General features: G+C 26.9%; 23 protein-coding genes. 19 read left to right on the top strand and 4 right to left on the bottom strand.

Annotated features, from left to right (window positions below; all coding sequences use genetic code 11):
• The first annotated feature begins 301 nt into the window (after positions 1-301).
• Together AAT22_RS11130 and AAT22_RS11125 are read left to right on the top strand one after the other, a co-directional pair.
• On the top strand, positions 302-835 hold the full coding sequence (locus tag AAT22_RS11130) for a Uma2 family endonuclease (protein ID WP_047001277.1): 534 nt from the start codon (positions 302-304) through the stop codon (positions 833-835).
• Positions 836-925: 90 nt separating this feature from the next.
• Positions 926-1,483, top strand: coding sequence for a GNAT family protein (locus tag AAT22_RS11125; protein ID WP_047001276.1), 558 nt, complete (start codon positions 926-928; stop codon positions 1,481-1,483).
• 88 nt (positions 1,484-1,571) lie between these two features.
• Here the strand turns inward: AAT22_RS11125 and AAT22_RS11120 are convergent, their stop codons facing one another.
• Positions 1,572-1,952, bottom strand: coding sequence for a hypothetical protein (locus AAT22_RS11120; protein ID WP_207642010.1), 381 nt, complete (start codon positions 1,950-1,952; stop codon positions 1,572-1,574).
• A gap of 559 nt (positions 1,953-2,511) precedes the next feature.
• On the opposite strand from AAT22_RS11120, the gene AAT22_RS18590 reads away from it, so the two are divergent.
• Complete coding sequence (locus AAT22_RS18590) at positions 2,512-3,231, top strand: hypothetical protein (protein WP_156174317.1); 720 nt, start codon at positions 2,512-2,514, stop codon at positions 3,229-3,231.
• Positions 3,232-3,273: 42 nt separating this feature from the next.
• Here the strand turns inward: AAT22_RS18590 and mnmH are convergent, their stop codons facing one another.
• Positions 3,274-4,386, bottom strand: coding sequence for a tRNA 2-selenouridine(34) synthase MnmH (gene mnmH, locus AAT22_RS11105; RefSeq protein WP_084820761.1), 1,113 nt, complete (start codon positions 4,384-4,386; stop codon positions 3,274-3,276).
• 286 nt (positions 4,387-4,672) lie between these two features.
• Between mnmH and AAT22_RS11100 the strand changes: the two genes are divergently transcribed.
• The 9 genes from AAT22_RS11100 (at position 4,673) to AAT22_RS11060 (ending at position 14,327) form a co-directional block, all read left to right on the top strand.
• Positions 4,673-4,993 (top strand): rhodanese-like domain-containing protein, encoded by a 321-nt coding sequence (locus tag AAT22_RS11100; RefSeq protein WP_047001275.1) that lies wholly within the window; start codon positions 4,673-4,675, stop codon positions 4,991-4,993.
• A 157-nt stretch (positions 4,994-5,150) separates the two neighbouring features.
• Complete coding sequence (locus AAT22_RS11095; RefSeq protein WP_047001274.1) at positions 5,151-6,851, top strand: FAD-dependent oxidoreductase; 1,701 nt, start codon at positions 5,151-5,153, stop codon at positions 6,849-6,851.
• 261 nt (positions 6,852-7,112) lie between these two features.
• A complete protein-coding gene (locus AAT22_RS11090) occupies positions 7,113-7,679 on the top strand; it encodes a GNAT family protein (protein ID WP_016207276.1) in 567 nt (188 codons plus the stop codon).
• A 60-nt stretch (positions 7,680-7,739) separates the two neighbouring features.
• Entirely contained in the window at positions 7,740-8,972 is a 1,233-nt protein-coding gene (gene pepT, locus AAT22_RS11085) for a peptidase T (RefSeq protein WP_278279844.1), read from the top strand.
• A gap of 271 nt (positions 8,973-9,243) precedes the next feature.
• Positions 9,244-10,377: a histidine kinase gene (locus tag AAT22_RS11080; protein ID WP_047001272.1), complete on the top strand. Its 1,134-nt coding sequence runs from the start codon at positions 9,244-9,246 to the stop codon at positions 10,375-10,377.
• A gap of 12 nt (positions 10,378-10,389) precedes the next feature.
• Positions 10,390-11,037, top strand: a complete 648-nt coding sequence (locus AAT22_RS11075; protein ID WP_047001271.1) for a response regulator transcription factor — start codon at positions 10,390-10,392, stop codon at positions 11,035-11,037.
• Between the two features lie 74 nt (positions 11,038-11,111).
• Positions 11,112-12,047 carry an ATP-binding cassette domain-containing protein gene (locus AAT22_RS11070; protein WP_016207272.1) on the top strand — a complete coding sequence of 312 codons (936 nt, stop codon included), beginning with the start codon at positions 11,112-11,114 and terminating at the stop codon, positions 12,045-12,047.
• An 11-nt stretch (positions 12,048-12,058) separates the two neighbouring features.
• Positions 12,059-13,207 carry an ABC transporter permease gene (locus AAT22_RS11065; protein ID WP_047001270.1) on the top strand — a complete coding sequence of 383 codons (1,149 nt, stop codon included), beginning with the start codon at positions 12,059-12,061 and terminating at the stop codon, positions 13,205-13,207.
• A complete protein-coding gene (locus AAT22_RS11060) occupies positions 13,182-14,327 on the top strand; it encodes an ABC transporter permease (protein WP_016207270.1) in 1,146 nt (381 codons plus the stop codon). The genes AAT22_RS11065 and AAT22_RS11060 overlap by 26 nt, the downstream gene beginning before the upstream one ends.
• Before the next feature lie 162 nt (positions 14,328-14,489).
• On the opposite strand, the gene AAT22_RS11055 is transcribed toward AAT22_RS11060, so the two are convergent.
• Positions 14,490-15,938 (bottom strand): SPFH domain-containing protein, encoded by a 1,449-nt coding sequence (locus AAT22_RS11055; RefSeq protein WP_016207269.1) that lies wholly within the window; start codon positions 15,936-15,938, stop codon positions 14,490-14,492.
• A gap of 228 nt (positions 15,939-16,166) precedes the next feature.
• On the opposite strand from AAT22_RS11055, the gene AAT22_RS11050 reads away from it, so the two are divergent.
• The 3 genes from AAT22_RS11050 (at position 16,167) to AAT22_RS11040 (ending at position 18,008) form a co-directional block, all read left to right on the top strand.
• The gene (locus tag AAT22_RS11050) at positions 16,167-16,445 is read left to right on the top strand and encodes a hypothetical protein (protein ID WP_047001268.1); all 279 of its coding nucleotides are present in this window, start codon (positions 16,167-16,169) and stop codon (positions 16,443-16,445) included.
• Between the two features lie 111 nt (positions 16,446-16,556).
• Positions 16,557-17,153, top strand: coding sequence for a signal peptidase I (gene lepB / locus AAT22_RS11045; RefSeq protein ID WP_047001267.1), 597 nt, complete (start codon positions 16,557-16,559; stop codon positions 17,151-17,153).
• A gap of 63 nt (positions 17,154-17,216) precedes the next feature.
• Entirely contained in the window at positions 17,217-18,008 is a 792-nt protein-coding gene (locus AAT22_RS11040) for a lipid II flippase Amj family protein (protein WP_016207267.1), read from the top strand.
• A 3-nt stretch (positions 18,009-18,011) separates the two neighbouring features.
• On the opposite strand, the gene AAT22_RS11035 is transcribed toward AAT22_RS11040, so the two are convergent.
• Positions 18,012-18,938 carry a TraB/GumN family protein gene (locus AAT22_RS11035; RefSeq protein ID WP_047001266.1) on the bottom strand — a complete coding sequence of 309 codons (927 nt, stop codon included), beginning with the start codon at positions 18,936-18,938 and terminating at the stop codon, positions 18,012-18,014.
• A gap of 207 nt (positions 18,939-19,145) precedes the next feature.
• Between AAT22_RS11035 and AAT22_RS11030 the strand changes: the two genes are divergently transcribed.
• From AAT22_RS11030 to AAT22_RS11015, 4 genes are all read left to right on the top strand, one after another.
• Entirely contained in the window at positions 19,146-20,177 is a 1,032-nt protein-coding gene (locus AAT22_RS11030; RefSeq protein ID WP_047001265.1) for an ABC transporter substrate-binding protein, read from the top strand.
• Between the two features lie 65 nt (positions 20,178-20,242).
• Positions 20,243-21,355: an ABC transporter ATP-binding protein gene (locus tag AAT22_RS11025; RefSeq protein ID WP_047001264.1), complete on the top strand. Its 1,113-nt coding sequence runs from the start codon at positions 20,243-20,245 to the stop codon at positions 21,353-21,355.
• Positions 21,355-23,025: an iron ABC transporter permease gene (locus AAT22_RS11020; RefSeq protein ID WP_016207263.1), complete on the top strand. Its 1,671-nt coding sequence runs from the start codon at positions 21,355-21,357 to the stop codon at positions 23,023-23,025. Before AAT22_RS11025 ends, AAT22_RS11020 begins: the two co-directional genes overlap by 1 nt.
• Before the next feature lie 57 nt (positions 23,026-23,082).
• The gene (locus AAT22_RS11015) at positions 23,083-24,774 is read left to right on the top strand and encodes a histidine kinase (RefSeq protein ID WP_047001263.1); all 1,692 of its coding nucleotides are present in this window, start codon (positions 23,083-23,085) and stop codon (positions 24,772-24,774) included.
• Positions 24,775-24,792: the final 18 nt, after the last annotated feature.

The raw sequence follows: 24,792 nt of genomic DNA, 5'->3' as shown, positions 1-24,792 counted from the left end.
CTTGACATGGGGTCCATTTTACATAATCTGCACATCCTTTTTTTCAGCGATTTACATATGACACAATTAATATTATATTGTAAAATATAAGATAGGTTAATAAACAGATAAAATGAGAGCAAACTATGGAAAAGCTTACATTACAAGAATTAGAATCAACACTTTGGCAATGTGCTGATATTCTTAGAAGAGAATTGGTACTTAATTATTATATTGTATCCTTTAAAAATAATTAGTATTTGGTATAATTAAGGTAATAATATTCATTAAGGGTTTTAAATGATGAAGGGAAGTGTAAATAATGGCTGATTTAAATTTTTATGATGATAATGTAACTATAGAATGGGTAAATGATGTAAAGTATATGAGCCCATCTCCACATCCTAATCATGGAATGGTATATAAAAAGATATTTAATAAAATAGCAAATTATTTAGAATATAAGGATTGCGAGTTGTTTCCAGATAAAACAGACTTATGTTTATCTAATCCTAAAAATCCTGTGAATATATCTGATTTAAAAAAACCTATTGTACCAGATTTATTTGTGGTGTGCGATAATAAGTTTGAGCTTGTAGGTAATAATATTGTAGCTATTCCTGATTTTGTATGTGAAATAGTTAGTCCAAGTTCAATAAAAATGGATAACACAATAAAGAAAGAACTATATCTAGCTAAGGGTGTTAAAGAATACTGGATATTAGATTATTTTGATAAAACTATTACGGTTTGTTTTAATGGTGCAGAAAGTATTTTTTCTTTTCAAGATGAAGTAAAAGTTAATATATTTGATGATTTAAATATATGTTTAAAAGATGTAAGGCTATTTGAATAAGGAATATAATTTGGTTAACAATTTAAATTAAGCTGTAAAAAAGAGTGCTTACTTATAAATAAAGAAAAAATTAATTAAGGAGTGGATAGTATGATAAATTTAAAAAATAAACCAATCATACGAGGCAGTAAAGTAATACTTCGTCCTTTTGAAGCTGGAGATATTGAATGCATGGAAGAATGCTTAAAAGATATAGAAGTACTTAAGTTTACTGGAAGCTCAGACAATTTTGATAGAGAATTTGTTGTAAATTGGTATAGTACAAGAAACGAGCAAATTGATCGCCTAGACCTTGCAATAGAGGATAAAACTAATAATGTTGTTGTGGGAGAAGTTGTAATAAATGAATATGATGAAGTTAGACATAGCATGAACTTTAGAATCCTTATTGGGCCTAGGGGAAGAAATCTCGGATTAGGTACAGAAGCAACAATGTTAATGCGTGATTATATATTCCTAAATACAGATTTGAAACAATTGACATTAGGTGTCTATGCATTTAATCCAAGAGCACAAAGAGTATATGAGAAAGCTGGGTTTGTTTTAGAGAGCGTTGATAAAAACGAGTTAGAGTTTGAGGGAGAAATGATAGATGCACTTAATATGATATTAACACGAGAAAAATGGGGAAAATTTCTGAAGCTTTAATAAAAATTGAAGGTTTAATAAAAGTACTTTGGTATTGGGATAGTAAAGACATTTGTATAAAATCAAGTGTCTTTACTATCTTTTTTATTCACCCTAGGTCTTCTAAAAATTCATTAACTTCTAAAGAGTTTCCCCTAAATATAATCTTGTCTTTATTATTTTCTAAAGAATATTTATAAAGTGGATCGTAGTATTCCTTAAGAAAAATTTCTATCCAGTTTTTATGAGCATCCATGCTATTAGTAGATAGCTGATTATTATAAGCTAAATTAAGCTCATTTAATACTACTTTGAATCTATCTCCACCGAGTTTTTTCTTAACTCTATCCATACTGGAATATATGTAATTAAACCATTCATTTAAGCCTAGATCCTTACCAAACTTATTAACATATTCTATTTGAGAATCTATAACATATTCTTTTAAGGTATTTTCTATTCGTTCTTCTAGTGATGCTTCTAAGAACACTGTATTTCCATTATGAAAATGATCAAAGAAGTCTTGAGGAATAAAATTTTTGCCTATGTTTTTTCCTTCATCTTCAAAAACAATATGTTTAAAATCTTGTTCTATGCATTTAATTAAAGCATATGCTAAATTATTTTCAAGACTATTTTTAAAATTATCATTTTACATTTATTGACTTTTATAACAATATAAACTATAATTGTTGTAGGAAGGATTATAGTTGAATGTGCATATGCTTAGACTTATTTTACTTTATTATTTAGTGAGGTTGTTTTATGAATAAATTTCTAAAAAAAATAAACTTTAAATATATTACTATATCTATACTTATAGTAATATTATTAACATATTTTTCCCCCCTAAAAGCTATTGGAAATAATAGTCTTCAAGCTGGATTTCCTTTAAAGTTTCTTGTGGTATATGAAAGAAATTTTAATATAAATCTTTTTTCTTCTTTTGACTTTGACTTAGGAATCTTTATTTTAAATATATTTATAATTTATATATTAATCATTTTATCAAAAAACTTGATAAATAAAAAATTTAATTAATTTTAGGAGTGATTAACATGAAAAATAATTTCTTAAAACTACTTTCTTCTTTACTATTACTTAGTATTATTGGACTAAACACAGTTACAGTAAAAGCTTATAGCTTTAACGACTTCCAACTAACTCAAGAGCAGCAAAGTCAAATAAATATTCAAATAGCGAATGATTTAAATTCATTTGCTCAAGAAAATGATATAAACGTAACTTTTGAAAATCTTAATTTTAATATTGATTATAATTTAATTAAAAGTCAAGAAGACCTTGAATTAGAAATATCAGAAGCCATTTCTCAATTAAAATCAGAACTAATTAACCTTAATACATCTATTGAAAGTAAACAGAAAAAAAATATATATTCAGGAATAACTCCTTTTCTTGTAAATAACGGAAGTTATTATACTGCTAGAGTCGAAAATATTATTCCTGCTATCGGTTGGGGATACGTTAATCAAGATTTCAACGCTATAGTTTCTAGTGGTTATATAAGAGGTATTACTCTTTTAGGTGATTCATATAAAACTGGGGTAACTTTATCAGGTTGGACACCGGTGAGATCTTGGTACAACATTTCTAGTAATTCTAAATACGCTCAAATATATATGAAAGGTATTATAAGTTATATTTTTAAGGGATCAAATATCGATACTGCTGCAACCTTCAAGGAAACGCTGGGGACTAATGGAAATTCGGCGTTAATATCAGTTCACCATTCTGAATATCCAAATTAGCCAAATGAAGGTTTAATAAAAGTACTTTACTATCTTTTTTATTCACCTTAGGTCTTCTAAAAATTCATTAACTTCTAAAGCATTTCCTCTAAATATAATCTTATCTTTATTATTTTCTAAAGAATATTTATAAAGTGGATCGTAGTATTCCTTAAGAAAAATTTCTATCCAGTTTTTATGAGTATCAATGCTATTAGTAGATAGCTGATTATTATAAGCTAAATTAAGCTCATTTAATACTACCTTAAATTTGTCTCCACCGAGTTTTTTCTTAACTCTATCCATACTTGAATATATGTAATTAAACCATTCATTTAACCCTAATTCCATACCAAATTTATTTATGTATTCTGTTTGAGAATCTATAACATATTCTTTTAAAGTATTTTCTATTCGCTTTTCTAAGGATGCTTCTAAGAAAACTATATCTCCACTGTGAAAATAGTCAAAGAAGTCTTGAGGAATAAAATTTTTACCTATGTTTTTTCCTTCATCTTCAAAAACAATATGTTTAAAATCTTGTTCTATGCATTTAATTAAAGCATATGCTAAATTATTTTCAAAGTTAATTTGCGTAGGCTGAGGGTTAGCGTGAGCGCCAAAGGATGATCCTCTATGATTAGCAATTCCTTCTAAATCTATTGAATTCTTTATTTTCCTTAAGACTATTGTTTTTCCAGAACCGGTAAATCCAGTTAAAACAATAGGGTTATAATTTTGATTTTCTTTAGCTAATGAATTAATTAGATAATTACGAAAGGCTTTATATCCCCCCTCTAGTCTATAAATTTCTTTATTTAAAGCTTCTGTAATCCACTCTTGAGCAATTCTAGAACGTGAACCTCCTCTAAAGCAATATAACGCAGTAGACGGATTAGAGTTTATTAATTCAATCCAAGATTTTAATCTATCTTCTTTAGTTTTACCTGATACTAATCTATATCCAAGTTTTGTAGCTTCTTCATTTCCTTTTTCTTTATAACAAATCCCTATAATATGTCTTTCTTCATCATTTAAAATTGGTGAATTAAAAGAATTTAAAAAAGCTCCTTTTTGGTATTCAATAGGCGCTCGTACATCTATAAGTGGTATATTTTCTAGTACTATTTTTTTAAAATCATTTGTTAATGGATATTTCATATTAATCACAATCATTTCCTTTAATTTTTATATTTATAAATTATAACTATAGTTTATAATCTTTATTCAATATTATAAACTGTAGTATCAATAAAAATCATATATTTAAGTAGATAATATAAAATAATAAATAGTAGCTTATATTGTACAAAAATATACTAATAATAATTATATAATAATGTAAAAATAAAATATAGTGAAAGTTTAATATAGTTATGTGATATAGTCACATAAAATTTATTTTTTATACTGTACAATAATAATATAATAAAAATACTTAATTTAATAGGAGTGAAATAATATGTTTGGTTTATTTAGTAAAAGTTCAGGAAAAGTTATAAATGTAAATGATATTGATAATTTAATTGGTAAGATAGATTTAATTGATATAAGAGAACCATATGAATATAAAAGTGGAAGCATAAAAAGTGCAAAAAATATTCCAATGGGAGATCTTCTTAAGGAACCTGAAAAATATTTAAAAAAGGATAAAGAATATCACATAGTATGTCAATCTGGAGGAAGAAGTTCAACAGCATGTAACAAGTTAAGGAATCTTGGATTTGATGTGGTTAATGTTGCTGGTGGGGTTGGATCTTATGTTGGAAGCAAAAGAAAATAGCAGATGCTATCGCATAATGAAAAAATGAAAGAATTGAAGAATTATGGATAAAACTCTTATAGGAATTTTTAAAATTAAATTATTTTTAGTAATTTGGTGAAAATTACATAATTGATTATTAATTTGGCTGTGAAGCAGCTACTAGGAGGTTTTTTTTATGAAGAAAAAAATATTAATAGTTGGGGGAGTAGCTGGAGGGGCTTCAGCTGCAGCAAGGCTTAGAAGATTAAGTGAAGAAGATGAAATAATAATGTTTGAAAAAGGACCCCATGTGTCATTTTCAAATTGTGCTCTGCCATATCACTTAAGTGGAGTTATTGATGAGGTAGATAAGCTTGTATTAAGTAGCCCTGAAAAGTTTAAGGCTCAATATAATATAGAAGCAAGAATAAATAGTGAAGTAATATTAATAGATAGAAAAAATAAAGAATTAGAAATAAAAAATACTCAAACAGGTGAAATTTATAGAGAAAATTATGATAAATTAATTTTATCACCAGGAGCAAAGCCAATAGTACCTAATATCCCAGGAATTGAAAAAGTTAATGTATTTACTATAAGAAATGTAGTTGATATAGATAAACTAAATAAGTTTGTTAAAGAGCTTAGTGCAAAGGAAGTAGCTGTAATTGGTGGCGGATATATAGGTGTTGAAGCTGCTGAAAATTTAAAAGAAGCTGGGTACGAAGTTTCTTTAATAGAAGCTATGGAGCAAATATTAAAACCATTTGATTATGATATGGTTCAAATATTACATAAGGAAATTTATGATAATGGTGTTAATTTAATTGTTGGAGATAAAGTTTTAAGTTTTGAAGAAAATAAAGTAGTTTTAGCATCAGGTAAGAAAATAGAGGCCAAGGCAGTAGTTATGGCAATAGGAGTTTCGCCAGAGGTATATTTAGCTAAAGAAGCTGGTTTGGAACTTGGAGAAACAGGAGCTATTAAGGTTGATAAAAATTATAAAACTAATGATGATGATATTTATGCTGTAGGTGATGTAATTGAAGTGTATAATGAATTAACTCACTCCATGACTAAATTATCTCTTGCAGGTCCAGCATTAAAAGAAGCAAGATCAGTTGCAGATCATATAAATGGAAAAAGAGGAATAAATAATGGATACATTGGATCTTCAGCAATAAAGGTATTTGATTATAATGCTGCTGCAACAGGATTAAATGAATCCTTAATTAAAGTTTTAAATATGAACATAAAATATGATATTGTAAGACTTATAACTAATGATAAAGTTGGTATAATGCCTGATGCATCACCAATTCATCTTAAGCTTATATATGAAGTTCCTACAGGCAAGGTGTTAGGGGCACAAGCAATAGGAAAAGGTGATGTTGCAAAAAGAGTTGATATAGTAGCAACTGTTATAAAACTTGGAGGAACTATTGAGGATTTAAAGGATTTGGAATTATGTTATGCACCACCATATAGTACAGCAAAAGATGTTGTTAACTATGCTGGATATATAGCATCAAATTTATTAAATGGAGATTTTAGGCAAGTTAACGTTGATAAGGTAAGAGAGTTAGTTCAAAGTGAAGAATATATAATAGATGTAAGAGAAATAAGAGAATATGAAAATGGACATATAAAAAATGCTAAGAATATTCCTCTTAGTCAGCTTAGAGAAAGAGTAAATGAAATACCAAAGGATATACCAGTTTACTTACATTGCAGAACAGGTCAAAGAAGTTATAATGCAGCATTAGCATTACAAAATTTAGGATATAGAAATGTTTATAATATAACAGGAAGTTTCTTAGGGTTATCATTTTATGAATATTTTAATGATAAAGCAACAGGAAGAGAAAGCATAGTAACAGAATATAATTTTAAGTAAAAGTTAATAATGAAAATTAGTTTATTATTAATGAGGATAATAAACTAAATTAACTTTAGGGGTTGTTATGTCAATAATAAATGCTACAATTTAGGATTTACTATTGATATAACAGCCCTATAAATAGTTAGCTTTGTAGAAAATAACCTAATGTGTATTAGGATATATGCAGTATATTGAAATTAATGTTATAATTGGATTATAAGTTAACTATAAATTATTACAAGATTTTTATATTTAGTGTATGAGGGGGAAGGGAGTTTGGGTAAAAATCCATATGAACAATTTCCATTTATTATTGGAGAGGAAATAATATTAAGAAAGATTATGGATTCTGATCTTGATAATATTTTTGAAATATACAATAATGAGAAACTATTTCAATATACTCCTGTAATGTTTAAAAAGAATAAAAACACTGTTGCTAATATGATAGGACATTTTGAAAGAGATTTTTATAAAAGAAAATGTATATTTCTTGGAATCTGTTTAAAAAGTGAACCTAATAGTATTGTGGGTATAGCAGAAATGTTTGACTACTGTAATGATGTAAACATGATAACAATAGGTTATAGATTAAATGAGAAATTTTGGGCTAAAGGAATTGCTACAAAAGCTGTTAATGCAATGACGAAGTACCTATTTAATGATATTGGAATAAATAGAATACAAGCATTTGTTATGCCAGAGAATATTAAATCACAAAATGTATTACAAAGAAGTGGCTTTAGCAAAGAAGGAATAATTCGTGAAGGATATGTTTGGAAAGGTCAAGGGGTCATAGATTTGATATTATATTCTTTATTAAAAGGTGATAGTAGAAAATAAATATTTTCATATATTTTATTATTAAATGCTTATAAAATTAGGCAATAAAACAATATAGAAATGGAGAATAGAACTATGAAAAGAGTAGAAGAAAGATTTTTAGAATATATAAAAATAAATACAAAATCAGATGAAACAACTAAAGTAACTCCAAGTACAAAAGGGCAATTAGTTTTAGCTGAAAAATTATGTAATGAATTAAAAGAAGTAGGGCTAAAAGATGCAAAAATAAGTCAGCATGGATATGTATATGCAACATTAGATAAAAATAGTAATAAAGATCTACCGGTTATAGGTTTTATAGCCCATATGGATACAGCTCCAGACTATAGTGGAGAAAGTGTGAATCCTAAAATTGTAGCAAATTATGATGGGAAAGATATCAAATTAAATGATTCAGTAGTATTATCTCCTAAATTTTCACCAGAATTAAAACAGTATATAGGAAAGACTTTAATTACTACAGATGGAACTACACTCTTAGGTGCTGATGATAAAGCAGGAATTGCAGAAATTATGACTGCCATGGAGTATTTAGTAAATCATCCAGAAATTGAACATGGAACTATAAAAGTAGGATTTACACCTGATGAGGAAATTGGAGAAGGTGCAGATAATTTTGATGTTGAAGGCTTCGGAGCAGATTTCGCATATACAATGGATGGTGGAAGAGTTGGAGAGCTTGAGTATGAAAATTTTAATGCTGCTGGAGTAAAGGTCCAAATAAATGGAGTTAATGTCCACCCTGGTTATGCAAAAGGCAAGATGCTTAATTCAATAATGGTGGCAAATGAATTTATAAATAGTCTTCCTTTAGATGAAGTTCCAGAAAAAACTGATAAATACGAAGGGTTTTCACATCTTACAGATATAGAAGGTACTATTGAAAATACATCATTAAATTATATTGTAAGAGATTTCTTTACAGATTCCTTTGAAGAAAGAAAAGAAAAATTTAAGAACATAGAAAAGGAATTAAATAAAAAATATGGAGAAGGAACAGTAATTGTAAATATAAAGGATCAATATAAGAATATGAAAGAAAAAATTGAACCTGTTATGCATATAGTAGAAAATGCTAAAGAAGCAATGATAGAGGCAGGAGTAACCCCTATAGTTAGGCCAATAAGAGGTGGAACTGATGGTGCTAGACTTTCTTTTATGGGATTACCAACTCCAAATATATTTGCAGGCGGAGAAAATTTTCATGGAAAATATGAATATGTTCCAGTGGAATCAATGGAAAAGGCAGTTCAGGTTATAGTTAATATAGTTAAAAGATATGGTAAATAGTTGAGAATTAATAATGGATAATTGATAATTGATGAGAAAACTCCAAGAGTAAACTTGTCATTGTTAAGTAGTAAATAGGAAAAAACTTTTTATGCGGCATGAGACTTATATTGAATAGGACTCATGCCGTAGTTTAATTGACTGTAAAAATAGTTTATTCAATATATAGAGTTGTTATGCTAAACTATATTTGTGTAAAAAAGTGGGTTATAATTATATAGAGATTAAATTAGTTTCCAATAATGGTTAATGAAGAATAAAGTTTTATGAAATGGAGTTGTTAAATATAAGAACTACTGATTTATGTATAATAATAAAATTAATTTTGTGTATATTTATTGGATGGACAAGTATAGAAATTGACAAATTAAATTTAATAGTGGTTTCATTTATTTTAATTTATATAATTACTAGTTTTAGTAGAGAATTTTTATGTAAGAAAAATAGATATTTTTCTGAAATTTTAACTATAGTGGAAATTATACTTGCTTTCTTATTTTCATTAAAATATATGGAAATTGGGGTATTAATGCTTAGCATAAGTATTGCTGAATACCTTATTAATGAAAAGAAAAAGATACATGCTGGAGTTATTTTATCGATAATTCCAATACTCCTAATACTTAAATATGAAAACTTAAAAGAGGTAATTATAATTTTATGTATTATGCTAATTTCAATTGTAAATAATGAAGTTAAATTGAGCAAGATCGAAAATACTGAAAAGATCCAAGAAAAGCAAAGAAAATTGATATATAATCTTCAAAAAAAGTTATCAGAAGAAAGAGATACGCAAGAACAAATTCTTCACACAGCAAGGTTAGAAGAAAGAAATAAAATATCTACAAGGTTACACGATAAAATAGGCCATACTATTTCCGGAACACTACTTCAGTTAGAAGCCATTAAGATTTTATTAGAAGATGATAAGGAAAAAGGATACAGTATGTTAAATTCATGTACTCAGAATTTAAGATCTGGAATGGAAGAAATAAGAATGACATTGAGAAATATTAAACCTGCTGAAGAGGAATTGGGAATTAATAGAATAAAGAGAGTATTAGATGAAAAAATAAAGGGTACTAAAATAAAGGGAAAAGTTTCATATACAGGTGATTTAGATAAGATTAACTCTAAAACGTGGATAATTTTTATACAAGCAGTAACTGAACTTACAACTAATTCAATTAAATACTCTAAAGGAGATTTAATAAAAATAAATATAGAAATAATGAATAGGTTTATAAAGCTTGAAGTAAAAGATAATGGGATTGGCTGTAAAAAAATAAAAATGGGAATAGGACTTAGAAATATAGAGGAAAAGGTAAATACTGTTGAAGGTAAGTTTATATTGAATGGAGAAAAAGGTTTTGGAATTATAATTTTAATTCCATACACTTTATAGGAAGGAGATAAAATGAGCATAAAGTTAGTTATAGCAGATGATGATGCATTAATTAGAGAAAGCTTAAAAATAATTTTAGCAAATGATAAAGAAATTGAAGTTGTAGGAATATTTGAAAATGGGAAAGACGTGGTAAAATTTTTGTTAGATAATACTGTGGATATAGCATTAATAGATGTTAGAATGCCGCTTGTTAATGGAGTTATAGCAACATTGGAAATTTCTGAAAAAACAAATACTAAAGTAATTATTTTAACTACTTTCGATGAAGATGAATATATAAGAGATGGAATAAAAAATGGTGCTAAAGGATATTTATTAAAAAATACAAAGCCAGATAAAATAATAGAAACAATAAAGATGGTTAACCAAGGAAACTGTGTTATTCAAGATGAAATTCTAATTAAGCTTAGCAATAACTTAGGTAAAGAAAAAATAAAAGAAAGTAATATAGATGAAAGTATATTTACAGAAAGAGAATTAGAAGTTATGAAAGCAATTTCAGAAGGATTAAGTAATAAAGAAATTTCTAAAGCTTTATATATATCAGAGGGAACTGTAAAAAATTATATAACATCTATCTTTCAAAAAACAGGGTTAAGCCATAGAACTCAAATTGCAATTTATTATATAAAAGGATATGACTTTAGTCATAGCTAAAAGATGACCTTTGCTAGATTTCCTAGTAAGGGTTTTTTTATATAATGATATTAGAGATAAAGGGGAGGATGTTTATGAAAGTAATAGAAATAAAAGATTTAGTAAAAAAATATGACGATAATATAGCAGTTGACAATATTAATTTAAATATAGAAGAAGGAGAGATTTATGGAATATTAGGTCCCAATGGAGCAGGAAAAAGTACTACAATAAGTATAGTTTGTTCACTTTTACATCCTACATTTGGAGAGGTTAAAATTTTAGGAGAGAATATAAAGAAAAATGCTTTAAAGGTAAAAAAGCACTTAGGATTAGTTCCACAAAGTATTGCAGTATATAGTGATTTTACTGCATATGAAAATGTTAAGTTCTTTGGCGAATTATATGGGCTAAGAGGAAGTCAACTTAAAGAGAGCATAGAAAAGGCCTTAGAATTTACAGGTCTTTTAGAAGTAAAAAATAAAAGGGCTAAAGAATTTTCAGGTGGAATGCTAAGACGATTGAATATTGCCTGCGCAATAATTCATAATCCTAAAATATTAATTATGGACGAACCAACAGTTGGAATAGATCCCCAATCAAGAAATCATATAATACAAGCAGTTAAGGAATTGAATAAAAGAGGAACAACTATAGTTTATACAACTCATTATATGGAAGAAGCTGAAGCGTTATGTTCAAAGATAGCTATTATCGATAAGGGTAAAATAATAGTAGAAGGTAGTAAAGAAGAGTTAAAAGATATAGTTAGTGATAAAAGAATTTTGAATATAGGTATTAATGACATTTACAAAGTAAATATTGAAGCTTTAAAAAATATTGAAGGGGTTTTAGACATATCTATTGATAATAATAATCTTATTATAACTTCGTCTAAAGAAGTAAATAACTTAGATAAAATTATAAAAATAGTATGTGATCAAGAATTAAAAATAACAGATTTAGGATTTAATGAAGTAACTTTAGAAACTGTATTCTTATCTTTAACTGGAAAAAAATTAAGAGATTAGGAGGAAAAGAAATGATTCCTATAATTAAATCAGTAATTTTAAATTGTATAAGAGATAAAAAAGAATCTTTATTTATGATATTTTTTCCTCTATTCTTAATTTTATTAATAGGAAGTACGTTATCAGCATATTTTGATTCAAGTAATACAAGCTTTGAAGAAGTAGCGGTATATTACTTTGATGAAAGTTCTGACAAGTCAAAAGAAGTATTTAATATATTTAAAGATATAGAATTAGATAATTCGAAAATAGTTTTGAATGAAGTAAAAGATGTTGAAGAAGGAAAAAAAGAAGTAAAAGTTAATAGAAATATATTTATTCATTTAAAAGAAGATACAATAGAATTTTATTCAAATAATCAATCAACAATAAAACCATCTTTAATTTATGGAATATTAAATGGAATAGCTAGTAAATATAATGCCGCAGCAGAAGTTTATAGTATAAATCCATTAAAGGCTAATGATATTATTAAGGTTGAAGATAGTAAGGGGTTTATTGAAGATGAAAAAGTTGCTCTTAATGAAAGACCAAGTTCAATGGATTACTATGGAGTAGCAGAAATAGGACTTATGATATTCTATTTTTTAATGTTACCATTATACAATATTAAAAATGATAGAAAAAATAGTATAAAAGATAGAATAAGTTTAGCTGGAGTATCAACAAGTAAATACTATTTTGCCTCATTTTTAGGGTTTTTAATTTATTCCTTTGGAACACTAATGATAACTTATACATTAAGTAATATACTTTTTGATATAAATTATGGAGAGAATCTACTAATTGTACCTCTGGCAATGATACCATTTCTAATAATTGTAATAGGTATTGGTATTATAATTCCTATGATTTTTAAAGAAGAAGAAGTATCAGGAAGTATAATATCAAATGTAATAATACCAGTATTAACATTTTTAGGCGGAGGATATGTTGCTTTAGGTGATAATCTAGGGAGCCTTTTAGATTTTATAACAAAGATATCACCATTAAGATGGTTTAATATAAGTATATTTAGATATATTTATTCTGGAGATAATACTACTTTAATTAGATGGCTGCAAATTGGCGGAATTAGTTTATTATTAGTTATGTTAATAATTTGGATAGTTGGAAAAAGGAGTGATAAAATAAATGAAAAATATATTAATACTAATTAAAAACAATTTAAAGGTATCTATATTAAAAAAACCGGTTGGATTTATTGTATCATTAATAGCTCCTGTTTTAATACTATTTATTATGCTAAAAATTATTAACTTTAATTCTGGATATATAAACATTGGAATTATAGATAATGATAATTCGAAAACTAGTAGCACTATATTAAATTCTATTAAGAATTATGAAGGATTTAATATAAGAGAAGTTAAAAAAGAAGATAAAAAGAACTTGTTTGCAGAAAATTCTATAAATGCAGTTATAGAAATAGATAGTAACTTTGAAGAAAATTTAATTAATGGGGATACAGACTTAGTTAAATTAACATCGGTAGAAAATGATGATATCGGAACGCTAATAAAGACTATTATAAACGAACAAATGATTAATATAAATAACATTTCAATGGCAGCAGAAGGAAATAAGGATGTATATTATAAAGCTTTAAATAATTATAGTAACGATTCTTATCTAGAGATAAAAAAAGAAAATTTAAATGATTTATATGAAGAATATACTTTTAGCCAAATATTTGTAGGATTCATAATAATGTTCATGCTTATAAGAGGAATGACAACTTCATACAGAGTATTTAATGAAAAGGAAGAAAATGTATATACAAGAATATTCATGGCACCTATAAAAACATATGAATATTATTTGGCAGATATTATAAGTGGGTATTTATCAATATTGATGCAAGTAATATTTGGAGTTTTGGGAATAAAGTTCTTAAATATAAATGTTGGAATTAGTAGTTTTGAATTATTTATAATATTATCATTATTAGGATTAGTTTCAATTAGTCTAGGGGTATGCTGTAGGGCATTTTCTAAAAGTAAAAATGATGCATCTAATATCTTTAACTTTGCTAATATGTTAATGGTAATGGTAGGAGGAGCTTTTGTACCTATAGATTTAATGCCACCTATAATAGAAAAAATATCATATTTTACTCCTGTAAGATGGGCTATGGAATCAATAATAGCTATACAGCAAGGTTCAAATCTTACAAATATTTATAAATATTTAGGGATAATAGTATTGTTTGCAGTAGCCTTTTTTGTAGTTGGAATATATAAAACTTCTAAAGAAGAAAAGATTTTTATGATAAACTAAGGTAATAGAATATAATGAATAATTAAAGAAATAAGGTAAATTGTATAGAATTTATAAAAATATTAGATTTATTAATAGGTAAAAAGTTCTTATAAAAATATAGAGACAATAGACAGCTCTGTTTCACACAGATTTATCTATTGTCTCTTGTTCTATAAAGTATTACTCTACGTCAACATCAATTATTTCTTTTTCTTCAGAAGAAGGACTTGTTTTAATATCTTTGTTTACAAAGTTATTTAAAACATTTGATAAGTCAAGTCCAGTTAAATCCTTTAGAACCTCAAAACCATTAGCAGTTACATCAGTTACGATTTTAGCAACCTTTGATGCTCCTTGGGAACCACCGTTATCTATAACAGTCAATTTATCTATTTGTTCTAATGGACTTGCAACTTCTTTCATTACATCTGGTAACTTATTTACTACCATTTCTACTATTGCAGCTTCGCCATATTTAGCCATTGCTTCAGCCAATCTATCCTTGGCTTCAGCTTCAGCAAGCCCCTTAGCTTTAATAGCTTCAGCTTCAGCTAATCCTTTAGCTCTGATAGCTTCAGCATCAGCTTGAGCTTGTATCTTCTTAGCATCAGCTTCAGCTATAGCTCTCACTCTAATAGCCTCAGCTTCGGCTTCAGCCTGTCTAATTGCTTGTATTTTATTAGCTTCAGCAGCAACTTCAACTTCATATTTTTTAGCATCAGCAGGCTTTTTAACCTCAGCAATTAATTTCTTTTCTACAACTAAAGCTTCTTTTTCTGCAAGCTCAGCTTGTTGCTCGGCTAAAATTGCATTATTTTCAACTTCTTGTAATTTATAAGCAACGTCAGCATTAGCTTTAGCTTTATCTTGTTCAGCTCTAAATGCTTCAAGCTTTATCTTTTTATCTCTTTCACTTTGTGCGATTTCTGTTTCAGCTTCTAATTTTGCTTTTTGTCCTTCTCTTATAGCACTTGCAGTTTTAATTTCAGTATCTCTTTTTCTTTCAGCTTCAGCTATGTCAGCTTCAGATTTTGCTGCTGCTATTTGAGGTTTAGCTCTATTTTCTAAGTATCCACCTTGAGTACTTATTTTTAAGATAGTATAAGATATTAAAACTAATCCCATTGATCCTAATTCATTTCTTATATCATCTTCAATTCTTTGCTCAAATGAAGCTCTATCTTCATTTATTTGTTCAACAGTTAAAGTAGAAACAATACCTCTTAATTTTCCTTCCAATATTTGTTCTACTATAGTTCTTATTACATTAACTGTATTTTTTTCTCCACCACTACAAAATTGTTCAACAGCTTTTAAAACATTTTCATGGTCATTTTTGACTTTTACGACTGCTGTACCAACTATATTAACAAAGATACCTTGTTTAGCAGGTGCTTCATTAACATCGGTTGTCATAGAGATATTTTCTAATGAAATAGTGGAAGAAGTTTCAAGAATAGGAATCATTAATCCCCCTCTTCCAAGTAAAACTCTTTTTCTAAGACCTGTGATTACCATAGCTTTATCAGCAGGCACTCTTCTCCAGAAAGATAGAAATACTATTAGCACTACTAAAACAATAGCGATTATTGGTAATGCATTTAACAATTTTTCTAATAAATTTTCCATGATTATTTTCCCCCTTTATAAGTTTAAGCGATATGTTTATATTTTAACACAATATACAGTTTTTGGGTAATAATTATAAAAAATAGTAAGCAATATATTAATTTTGTATTTAAAGTTATACTTTCGATACATATTATGGTAAAATTTATATAAATATATTTAACCTATTGATAAAAAATGTTTAAAAACAATATAGTTTATGGTATAAGAATCTAAGGAGATTTAATTATGAAAAAAGAAATTCTTTATATTATTTTAACTATTCTTATTTCAATTAATATATGTATAGTTTTATTATTAGTAAATAAATCAAATTTATTATCTAGTTTAACTTTATACCTAGTTTGGGTAATTTCAATTTTAATAGGAATGCTAACCTTTGTTATATCAAGAAAATATAGAGTTGATAGTAAATTTGATGTAGCTATATTATGCGTAACAATTTTTTCTATTATTAATTTATTATTTACAGGTGTTATTTTAAGAATAATATTAAAGATTCATTAAATAAGTTAGTAAAAAACTCAAGTATACTAGAGCGAAGTATAAAATTATATAGTTAAAACTTTTATTGCAAAATACATACATATACTAAATATTTAATAAGGGGATAATCTTATGAATTATAAAAAAATTATAAATGAAATTAAGGGAATAGCTCTAACTATATTAGGAAGTATTATAATAGTAGCAATAGTAAATACAGAAGTGCTAGCTAGTGCTAAAGTTCAGCAAGAATCAATGGAAAATACATTATATAATGATGAAAAACTTATAGTTGATAAAGTTAGTTATAATTTTACAGCTCCAAAAAGAGAAGATATTATAATATTTTTTGATAATGATGAAAAAGGAAATATACTTGAAGAAGGATATGAATATTTGAAAGAAATAGCATCAATTTCATATAATACAGACACTAGAACAAGGCTTGTTAAAAGAGTAATTGGAATTCCAGGAGATGAAATAGATATAAAAGATGGTTACGTATATTTAAATGGAAGTATATTAGAAGAGTTATATGTTAAAGGTGAAACCTATAGCAGAGATAAAGAATTTCCTATTAAAGTGGAAGAAGATACAGTATTTGTACTTGGTGATAATAGAGAAGTAAGTAAAGATAGTAGAAACTTTGGACTTGTAAAGATAAATCAAATTGAAGGAAAAGCAATATTTAGAATATCGCCATTTAACAGATTTGGATTTATAAAATAAAGTAATCTAAGATTTATTTCACTATTAACTTTTCATTTGTAATATTAAGGAGCGTGATGTTAATTGAATACACAAATTATAATTGTCTTAGTGTTAAACTTTATAATTTCATTACTTGGAACATTGGCTTATTCAGTTAGGCTAGTAGGGGTTAGAACTGGTAAAATAGCAGTAACATTTGCAGTTTTTAATGTATTGATGCTTGTCTCTAGAACAGCAGTAACATTTCAAAGTCCTTTATTAACAAAGTTTGTAGAAAGTAATCCTAGTAGTGGAGATTTGATTAATATATTTAATTTAATAATTATAATTTCAGGTATTGCATCTATTGTGGGGGCCTTTTTAATACCAACATTTCAGCAAATGTTTAGTAAGGCAGTAAATCATTTTTCTACAGAAAGATCTATTCCTAAACTTATAATACATAGCTTTTCAAAAAATGGTGTAAAGTATATGAAAGATAGTATAGCAATTCCTGTAAAAGAAAGCTTAACTAGTATAAATTTTAAAAGGTTACCTAAGAAAATTTTGTTTTATAATTTTATATCTGTAGCTATTATTACAGCAGGAGCTTTTGCACCAATATATGCTGGCAGCATAGCTCCAGAACTTAGAATGACTTGTTTATCTTTATCACCAATAATAAATGGAACAGCAACAATACTTACATCAATTTTTATTGATCCACATTTATCTATCATGACTGATGATGTAGTGGATGGCAAATGTAGTGAAGAAGATTTTAGAGCTTGTGTTATAGCAATGGTAGGAAGTAAAGTAGTAGGTACTTTTGTAGCATTAATATTATTTGTACCAGCATCATACTTAATTGCCTTCGTAGCTAATTTTATATAACTTTTAATTTATTCTAGTTATTTTATATCCTTTATCTTCTAATAACTTTAACATGTTATCTTCACCAATGAAATGACCTGCTCCAACTGCTATTGTATGTTTTTTACCATCCTTAGTTAATTCAACTATTTTATTTACCATATTAATATTTCTATCAGTAAGCATTATTTTATAAGTTTCAGGTTCATTACTCTTCATTTCATTATTTACTTTTTCAATGAATTCAATATCTCCATTTTTATAAGCGTTAAAAAGTTTCTCAGAATTATTTACTTCTTCATTAATATTAGAATCAGAGTGAGTAGCTAAATATTTTTTTAAATAATCCCAAGTGAAAGTTTTATTACCAATATCAATTTGTAAATCACATCCCTCCAACTCATTTATAACTACATCATCTCCCTTAGATTTACGGGAATTCATTTCATTAATTATTAGTAAATCTAATCCATTTCCTAGTATGCCAGCTTTGGAGTAACATAATACAGTTAATAGGCTATTTAAAGATGAAGGAGTCAAATATTTAATAGTACTTATATTAAAATTAGGACTTAATGATTTGAATATAGAAGATAATTTTTCAATTTCATCTTCAGACAAGTAATTTTCTATAGTTTCTCCATTCTTTAGATATCCAGATGATTGAACATTCTTAATAGTTTCATTTTGGGATAAATCAAGTTCCACAGATAGTACATCAGTTTCATCAATTATTTTCTTTATATTATCATTAAAAAAATTCACTTTATTATCACCAATATGAATAGTTCCAATCAAAGTAATAGTAGTATTTTCATTAGTTGCCTCCCAAATGTAACCTCTTGAAACTTCCTTTTCGGTAGCTCCATTATTGCATGATATTAATGGTATTATCAAAAAAGAAATAAGGAAAAAACAAAGTAAACTTTTAATTTTAGAAAAACTCTTCATAATAAACTCTCTCCTTCATACAAATTACTTACTATATTATACCATTTAATTACAGTTTGTGGAAAATTTTAAATATATTATATGTTGTTCATAAAACAAGATATTTTTGCAGAGATTAAGGTTTGTTTATACGTTTACATTTGGTATTATTAGCTTACAGAAAGGAAAGACATAAGAAATTATAAATAATTATTAGGGGGAGTTTTTATGAAAAAAGTTTTGGCTACAGTTATTTGTGCTTCAATGATTCTAGGAATGGTTTCATGTGGAGGAAAGACAGAAGGAGCTGATGTGAAAAAAGAGGAAACGGCTTCAAAAAATTTAGTTGTTTATTGTCCACATCCATTAGAATTTATTGATCCTATAGTTGCAGAATTTGAAAGTGAAACAGGAGTACAAGTAGATGTTGTTGCTGCTGGAACAGGAGAATTACTAAAACGTATAGAATCAGAAAAAGATAATCCTCTTGGAGATGTTATGTGGGGAGGATCATTAGGAACATTGGAACCTAAAGTTGATTTCTTTGAAGCTTATACATCTGCAAATGAAGCAGACTTAATGGATGATTGTAAAAATACAGATGGAAAGATAACAAGATTCTCAGTAATACCAAGTGTTCTTATGATAAATACGAACTTAATTGGAGATATTAAAGTAACAGGCTATGAAGATTTATTAAAACCAGAATTAAAAGGTAAAATTGCTCATGCAGATCCAGCAAAGTCATCATCATCTTTTGAACATTTAGTAAATATGCTTTATGCAATGGGAAATGGAACTCCAGAAAATGGATGGGATTATGCAGATAAATTAGCAGGAAATTTAGATGGTAAGTTACTTTCAGGCTCATCAGCAGTATATAAAGGAGTTGCAGATGGAGAATATACAGTAGGATTAACTTTTGAAGAAGGTGGAGCTAAATATGTTAAGGATGGATCACCTGTTGAAATAGTTTATATGAAAGAAGGAGTTATATCTAAACCTGATGGAGTTGCAATAATAAAAGGTGCTAAAAATATGGATAATGCAAAGAAATTTATAGATTTCTTAACTAGTAAAGAAACTCAAACTATGGTTGCTTCTGAGTTAAGTAGAAGATCAGTAAGAAAAGACGTTGATCCAGCAGAAGGTTTAAAAGCAATTAAAGATATAAATATTATACAAGATGATGCAGATGTTGTTAAAGATAATAAGCAAGCATGGATAGATAAATTTAAAGAAATATTTACTAATAAGTAAGAATTAAGGGAATTAGTCTATTTATTAAATAGACTAATTCCTAAATAAAATGAGGAGGAAGCAAAATGAGCGTTTCAATTAAAGCATCAAATGTAATTAAAAAATATGGAGATAATGTAGTAATTCCTGATTTGAATTTAGATATAAGAAATGGTGAATTCTTTACTTTACTAGGTCCTTCAGGTTGTGGAAAAACAACATTTTTAAGAATGATAGCAGGTTTCAATTCAATAGAGGGCGGAGAAATAAGTTTCGAGGATAAAGTTATAAATGAAATACCAGCCCATAAAAGAAATATAGGAATGGTGTTCCAAAATTATGCAATATTTCCACACTTAACAGTAAAACAAAATGTGGAATATGGATTGAAGTTAAGAAAGCTTCCTAAGGAAGAAATGGAAAAGAAAGTAGCAGATATTTTAAAAGTAGTTAAAATTGATGATTATAAGGATAGATTACCAGAAAGATTATCAGGAGGACAACAACAAAGAGTTGCATTAGCTAGAGCTATTGTAATTCATCCAAGCGTATTACTTATGGATGAACCTCTTTCTAATCTAGATGCAAAATTAAGAGTTGAGATGAGGAGTGCAATTAGAGATGTACAAAAGGAAGTTGGAATAACAACTGTTTATGTTACACATGATCAAGAAGAAGCACTTGCAATTTCAGATAGAATAGCTGTAATGAAGGATGGAATAGTTCAACATGTTGGAACTCCAGAACAAATATATACAAGACCTAAAAATATATTTGTATCTACTTTTATAGGACATTCAAATTTATTTAAAGGTATTATTGAAATAAAAGAAAATAATAAATATGTTAAATTTGAAAAGGGATATAAAGTTAAAATGACAAATTTAAAGGATGAAGTAAAGGATGGTCAAAAAGTAGTTATAGCAGTTAGACCAGAAGAGTTTATTTTATCAAATAGTGGATTAGAAACAAAAGTTAAAACAGCTACTTTCCTTGGAAGATACACAAATTATGAAATTGTATTTAATAGCAAGGAAATATTAGATGGACAAGCTTCCATTGAACTATCACAAGATATTGGAACATCAGAAAAGATTTATAGCGAAGGAGATAGCTTATATCTAGAAGTAAATCCAAAGAAGATAAATGTTTTCACAGAAGATGGAGAGGAAAATTTAATAAAAGGAAGTGAAAACTAATGAATGATAGTATAAAAAATAAATTTAAAATAAAGTTTGATTTTTGGAACGTAGTTACACTTATTATAGTACTTATATTTGCAGTATTTTTCATATATCCATTGTTTTCACTATTTATAAGTGGATTTAAGGATGCAACCACAGGAAGTTTTACTTTTGCAAACTTTACGAAATTCTTTGAAAAGAAATATTATTATAAAGCACTTATAAATTCTTTTACAGTAACTATATTTGTAACTCTATTAGCTGTATTAATAGGTTCACCATTAGCTTACTTAACTACTGCGTTTAAGATAAAGGGTAAGAAGCTAATTGAGGTTTTAATTATTATATCAATGCTATCACCACCATTTATAGGGGCTTACTCATGGGTTTTACTATGTGGAAGAAGTGGAGTAATAACTAAATTTTTTGCAGACAATCTAGGAATAACTCTTCCACCTATATACGGTTTTGCAGGAATACTTTTAGTATTTACCTTGAAATTATATCCGTTTATATATTTGTATGTTTCTGGAGCATTAAAAAAGATAGATGTATCTTTATTAGAAGCATCAGAAAGTTTAGGATGTAAACCAATAAAAAAAATAGCAACATTAATATTACCATTAATATTACCAACTTTATTGGCAGGAAGCCTATTAGTATTTATGAACGCATTAGCTGATTTTGGTACACCAATGTTAATTGGAGAAGGTTATAACGTAATGCCAGTACTTATATATTCAGAATTTATAAGTGAAGTTGGAGGACAAGCAAACTTTGCAGCTGCATTAGCAACAATAATGGTATTAATTACTTCAATCATTTTTATAGCACAAAAATATGTAGTAAATAAAAAATCTTTTACTATGAGCTCATTAAGACCAATGGTTGCAAAAGACTTAAAAGGTGTAAAAAATATTTTAGCTCATATATTTGTATATATAGTAGTGCTTTTAGCAATTGTGCCTCAATTGACAGTTATATATACATCCTTCTTAAATACGAAAGGTTCAAGATTTGTAAATGAGTTTTCATTAAAAAGTTATAAAACAGTATTTAATAAATTAGGATCAGCAATAACTAACACTTATACTTATGGAATAGTTGCAATAGTCATTATAGTTATTCTTGGAATGTTTATAGCTTATATTTCAACAAGAAGAAAGAATGCTATAACATCTATAATAGATACAATAACTATGTTCCCTTATATAATTCCAGGATCAGTACTTGGTATTACTTTACTACTTGCATTTAATAAAAAGCCATTGGTATTAAGCGGAACATTTGTTATAATAATAATAGCATATGTAGTAAGAAGACTACCATACACTTTGAGGTCTAGTGCAGCAATACTTTATCAAATTAGTCCAAGCATGGAAGAAGCATCAATCAGTTTAGGATATTCTCCAGTAAAAACATTCTTTAAGGTCACAGCAGTTATGATGTTGCCTGGGGTTTTTGCAGGGGCAATTCTTAGTTGGATTACAGTAATAAATGAACTAAGTGCATCAGTTATATTATATACAGGTGGAACGAAAACCTTATCAGTTTCAATTTATACAGAAGTAATTAGAGCAAGTTATGGAACAGCAGCTGCATTATCTACAATACTAACTATAACAACAGTAATTTCACTATTAATATTCTTTAAGGTTTCTGGAAGTAAGGAAATAAGTTTATAAAATATAAAAAGCCAGTTTTACTGGCTTTTTTCTGCAATATAAGAAAAAGGTGAGAATATGGTTAAAAAGTTTAAAAAATACAGTGATGTAATTAGAAGTGCTATTATATGGTATGCTATAGTTCCAATTATAGTAGTTTCAATATGCGCATATATAATATTATTTTTTTTAGGAAATAAACTTATTTTTAAAGAAAATATTAATAATAATAAGTATGTAGCTAATTTAATGGAAGAAAATATTGATGAGTACACTTCATTAATAAAAAGTATATCAATAGATGAATATATTATTTCTGATATAAAAAATGGAGATAAATCACAGCCTATTTATGATATACTTTATAAGTTTGTAAATAAAAGAACTGTAAAAAGTAATTTTTATATATTTGACAAACAAGGCAATATGATTATGGGAAATAAAAATATAAAGCCAGATTATATACAAGAAGATAATATATTTATGTGGGGCATATTTAGTAGGATGAAACTAAGACCAAACGAAGTTATAACTATGATTAATAGAGGTCATCAAGAAAAATACAGCTATGGAATACTTACGCTAGGAAAAGCAATAAAATATGAAGATGAAATAGTAGGATATATAATTTTTGATTTATTAGATGAAGATATATTTAATCTTATTACAGGCTTTACTACAAGTGATGTAATAATAACGGATAAACATAATATTGTTGCAGCAACTAATAATAAGTATAGTGATCAGTTATATAGATTAAAAAGTGATTTTAGACAACAAAGTGGCTATATTAACTTAGAAAATAAAGACTACTATATTGAAATAACATCTATTAAAGATACGACTCTTTTTGTTTATACAATAACAAGCTTAGATTTCTTTAATAGAGCATTTTTTATAGGAGGAATATTTCTAATTATATTATTTTTAGTTATTTTTTCTTTTATGCTATTATGGTCTAAAAAGATTGCTCATAATAAGACTGTATCAATTTACGAAATAGTTAATGCAATTGAAAGTGTACAAGATGGGGATTTAGATACAAAACTTAATATTAATTCAGAAGATGAATTTGGAATAATAGCAAATGCTTATAATAATATGTTAATAGATATTAAAAATCTTATTGAAAGTAATAAAGAAGAAGTTGCACTTAGGATGCAAAGTGAAATTAAACAATTAGAAGCACAATTTAATCCTCATTTCTTATTTAATACTCTTGAAACAATAAGAATAATGATTAAATTAGATAAAAACATTGCAGGTAATATAATTATAAATTTATCATCAATATTAAGATATGGAATTAATAATGAGATACATTCAGTAAAGTTAAAAGATGACATTGAATACATAAACAATTATTTAGAGATATTAAAATATAGGTTTGGAAATAAGCTTCAATTTAATATAGAAATTGAAGAGGAAGCACTAGAGTGTGTAGTTCCTAAGCTAATTTTACAACCTATAATAGAAAATTCTATTAAATACGGTTTTGAAAAAAAAGCAATGTTAAATATAAAAATAACATCTGAAATTGAAGAAAGTAAAATTTCTATACTAATTAGAGATAATGGAATTGGAATTTCAAAAGAAAAAATGAATTATCTAAATAATATTTTAAATAAAAAGAATAATGATACAGATAGTATTGGTCTATACAATGTTCATAAAAGGATTAAGCTTATATATGGAGAAGAATATGGTATCAATATACAAAGTAATGAGGGGGAAGGGACTTTAGTAAAAATTATTTTACCTAATATATAAGACCAGCTAATAATAGTC

The sequence above is a fragment of the Clostridium sp. C8 genome (genome assembly GCF_001010885.1).
GTDB lineage: Bacteria > Bacillota > Clostridia > Clostridiales > Clostridiaceae > Clostridium > Clostridium sartagoforme.
The sequence above is the reverse complement of the archived record's forward strand: the minus strand, read 5'-3'. Positions and strand labels throughout refer to the sequence as shown.